The sequence below is a fragment of the Ruegeria sp. YKSF57 genome (genome assembly GCF_059612585.1).
The window spans coordinates 1-4059 of record NZ_JBXWQW010000103.1; the positions used below are offsets into that span (position 1 = coordinate 1).

Annotated in this window: 2 protein-coding genes and 2 pseudogenes; 1 reads left to right on the top strand and 3 read right to left on the bottom strand. The window is 53.8% G+C overall.

Annotated elements, in window-relative coordinates:
* Positions 1–208: 208 nt before the first annotated feature.
* On the bottom strand, positions 209–1651 hold the full coding sequence (locus AC2FLX_RS21925; protein ID WP_037239070.1) for an NAD-dependent succinate-semialdehyde dehydrogenase: 1443 nt from the start codon (positions 1649–1651) through the stop codon (positions 209–211).
* Positions 1652–2189: 538 nt separating this feature from the next.
* Positions 2190–2414: pseudogene (locus AC2FLX_RS21930) on the bottom strand (IS6 family transposase); the annotation flags it as partial.
* Between the two features lie 85 nt (positions 2415–2499).
* Between AC2FLX_RS21930 and AC2FLX_RS21935 the strand changes: the two are divergent.
* Positions 2500–3528 carry an IS110 family RNA-guided transposase gene (locus tag AC2FLX_RS21935; RefSeq protein ID WP_037239072.1) on the top strand — a complete coding sequence of 343 codons (1029 nt, stop codon included), beginning with the start codon at positions 2500–2502 and terminating at the stop codon, positions 3526–3528.
* 283 nt (positions 3529–3811) lie between these two features.
* On the opposite strand, the pseudogene AC2FLX_RS21940 reads toward AC2FLX_RS21935, so the two are convergent.
* Positions 3812–4059, bottom strand: a pseudogene (locus AC2FLX_RS21940) (DDE-type integrase/transposase/recombinase); the annotation flags it as partial.

The window sequence follows — 4059 nt, forward strand, 5'->3', positions numbered from 1 at the left end:
GTTTACGACGAGCGAGTTGTATTCTGACATCCCCGTGCTCGCGTAAGTCTGCATGCGCCATTCAACATCGGCTGCTGACGCCTGTAAGGGGCCAAAAGTCAACGCAGCTGCAAAGGCTGACAGCGCTATTGATTTCAACTTGGTTTTCATTTTTCTCTCCCTGTTTGATTTTAGTCTTATTTTGATATGACGCACAACGCGTCAGATCCTATCCTCCGATCGTTTGTTGAGTGACAAATTTTGTTGCCAAAAACTGGGCGACGGCCTCCGCTCCGCCTTCTGTACCCACTCCGGAATCTCCGATCCCACCAAAGGGAACCTCGGGCAAAGCCAATCCTAGATGATTGATGCTCACCATACCGGCCGCAATCCCCTTGCCCAGCTTTGCAACTGTCGCGGCACTTCCGGCGAAAGCATACGATGCTAGCCCGAATTCAAGACGGTTTGCTTCCTCCAGCGCTTCATCCAGAGTGTTGAATGGATTGATCAAAGCAACTGGACCAAACGGTTCTTCATTCATAATACGCGCAGCAATCGGGACATTTGTGAGAACTGTTGGTGCATAGAAGAACCCTTTGTTGGCGATACGATTTCCACCTGTGCAAAGCTTGGCGCCTAGTGACACTGCCTCATCCACCAACTCGGAAACTGAATCGACCCGCTTGCGATTGATAAGCGGCCCCATTTCTGTTGCGGGATCAAGCCCATCGCCAACGACCAACTCTGCGCATTGTTTGACAAACTTTTCAACAAAACGATCGAAGACCTTCTGTTGAACCAGGAAGCGCGTAGGCGACGTGCAGACCTGTCCGCCGTTCCGGAACTTTTGAAGCACCATGAATTTCACAGCAGCCTCGATATCGGCATCTTCAGCAACAATAACGGGTGCGTGGCCTCCGAGCTCCAGCGTCATGCGTTTCATATGGCTTGCAGCCATAGCCCCAATTTGCCGCCCGACCTGTGTCGATCCTGTAAAGCTGATTTTACGGATCACACGATGCGGTATCAGATGGCCAGAAATCATTGGTGGATCGCCATAAACCAAATTGATTGTATTCCCCGGCACGCCTGCGTCAACAAAGGCACGCACAAGTTCAGCAGGTGAGCCGGGCGTATCTTCCGGCCCCTTCAGCACAAAGGAACAACCCGCCGCCAAACCCGCTGCCAGCTTGCGCACACATTGATTGATGGGAAAATTCCACGGCGCAAATGCCGCTACTGGCCCGACTGGCTCGCGTAACGTGAGCTGAAGCACTTCGGCATTGCGCGCAGGAATAACCAACCCGTATGTCCGGCGCGCCTCTTCAGCGCTCCATTCTATGAATTCGGCACCGGCTAGAACTTCGGCCTTGGCCTGCGCCAATGGCTTCCCTTGCTCTAGCGTTAATATCCCGGCGATCATGTCAGCGCGCTCACGCAGAATAATCGCGGCATTTCGCAATATATTCGAGCGGGTATAAGCTGACATAGCCCCCCACTCCTCAAACCCAAGCTGCGCGGATTCCAGAGCGGCATCCAAATCACTTTTAGTTGCGACAGCTACTTTACCTATCATTTGTTCGGTAGCGGGATTCAAAACATCCAGGGCCAAACCTTCGCCGCCCGGACACCACTTGCCGCCAATAAAATGCTGAACCTCTGAATAGCTCATATTTTACAAATTCCCAATTGAGGTCGCTTCAACAACAGTTTATTTTTCTCACGCATATTTTGCACTCCAACTTAGACCATCTGATCGAATGGTAGGTCTATAGGACTGGTCTAAAAGTTGTGCTCCCATACAACTTCCAATCAGCTCGGCGATTACAGCATCAGTCTCAAATGGCCCTCGTCCGATCTTGACCACTCACTGATGACTTCATATCACAGCGAAAAGCTGACTAAGTTTGCAAGCTCTCACTACTTCTCGCAGCTGACAAACGAGTAAATATTAACCCTTGAGCAACTTTATGTTACCTACGCTGATAGTCTCTTGGTCCCGCATTCCCCAAGTAGCGCGCTGATTTCGCTGTCCTGAACTTTGTATTACTTATATAAAACATGGTGTTGATGACTGCGAGGGCAGTGTCCCATCGGATGGTGTAAGAGGCCGCGCGCGGCGCTTGATGAAGCACCGGCGCATCTCGTTCGCGTTGCAGGGCTTTGTCAGGTTGCTGATGTCAGGCTGAGTTTATTGGTGACGGCGAAGGTCACGCAGTCAATTCGTTGGAATAACCGGTCCACAGCGAGAGTGCGTCGTTCCTAGCGTGGCGGTAAGATTCTGCGGACAGGCGGTGGCGCTTCGGGCGAAACAGACTGGTGGCCTGATCATGCACAGATAGAAACTGCTGTGCTTGGCGCGGGGATTTAAACCGACCCATGATCTTCTCGCGTCTTCGTGTATGCCGGTGGGAGGCCTCGCTTCGGTTGTTCAGATGGGGTGGTTGCCGTCCTCCCCAAACGGCATCGAATTGTGCCAGGATCGTGGTGTTCAACGTCACGAAAAGGAAAGGACGGCAAATGAAAGATACAATGATCGGCGTGGACCTGGCAAAGAACGTTTTTCAGCTTCACGCAGCCAGCATGACCGGACACCTGAAATTTCGTAAGAAGCTGTCCCGTCCACAGTTTAGGGAGTTTATTTCTGCGCAACCGCCGGCCGTCCTCGTCATGGAGGCATCTGGCAGTGCCAATTACTGGGCTCGCGAGTTGACCCGCTTGGGCCACGAGGTGAAGCTGATCGCGCCGCAATACGTGAAACCGTTTGTGAAGCGCCAGAAAAACGATGCTACCGACGCGGAAGCTATCGTCATCGCGGCGCAACGGCCGGAGATGAGGTTTGTTCCGCCCAAGTCCGAGAACCAACAGGCCCGCGCGATCCTGTTCCGGAGCCGGGAGCGTTTGGTGAATCAACGCACCGAGCTGGTAAATGGTCTGCGATCAGTCCTTTACGAGTTCGGGCATACAATCCCGCAGGGCATCGGAAACTTAAGCCGCGGGAATGAGATTCTGGAGGATCCGAATTGCGATCTTCCAGACCTGGTCCGCCAGGAGTGTCGAGACCTTTTCGAGCTGATTGAAGAGATCACTGTACGGATCGACGCCAAGTTGAAACGGATCAAAGCTTTGTCCACCGAGACAGATACGGCCAAACGTCTTCAGACGATGCCCGGCGTTGGTCCGTTAAGCGCCCTCGCCATTGAGGCCTTTGCTCCACCACTGGAGACATTCAACTCAGGCCGCGACTTTGCTGCCTGGCTCGGTCTCGTGCCGCGGCAACATTCATCAGGAGGAAAGCCTCGTCTGGGGCGCATGTCGAAGGCGGGCCAGCCTGACATCAGAAGGCTTCTGATCATCGGTGCGATGTCGCGTTTGAGTTGGTTAGGCCGAAAATCCATTCCCAAAGGGTCCTGGCTGGAACGCATGCTCGCGCGCAAACCCAAGATGCTGGTCGCAGTTGCGCTGGCCAACAAGATGGCCCGCGCCCTATGGGCCATGCAAACAAAGAAGGAAAATTATAGGGATCCGACGCAGACCGTCGCTGCATGAACACGGTGCAGCACAGGATGGATCAACGTCGGTGAAGGAGGTGTGAGAAGTCAATGACCTGAATGGGCAGAATGATCGAACAGATCTGGATCGGTAGAACCAGGATAAGGGAAAGAGCACCAAAGCTCGATGTTTAGGTCTGGACCTGATCCGCAGATCACCATCCCGGCCCGCGGCTTCTGAAAGCGCCGCGTTCAAAGGCCTGACAGAAGCTCGCACTCGATCACCAGTTCAGTTTACACGGTTTGAAAAACTTCTTGCATCACGGACGGCAACCACAGAAGCCCTTGTGCGACCAGTGACCCAGCCCGGGCACGAGCTCTCGCTTAGCCGTTCCATATGAGCGAAGCTTGTCCGTCACCAGCACACGGGGTTGGCCCCAACGTTTCATCAGTTTGCGGAGAAATCGGCGGGCCGCGGCCTTGTTGCGTCGGGACTGGATCAGGATTTCGAGCACGTCGCCCTTGGCGTCGACGGCCCGCCAAAGCCAGTGGCTTCGTCCCTTGATTTGGATAACGACTTCATCGAGAT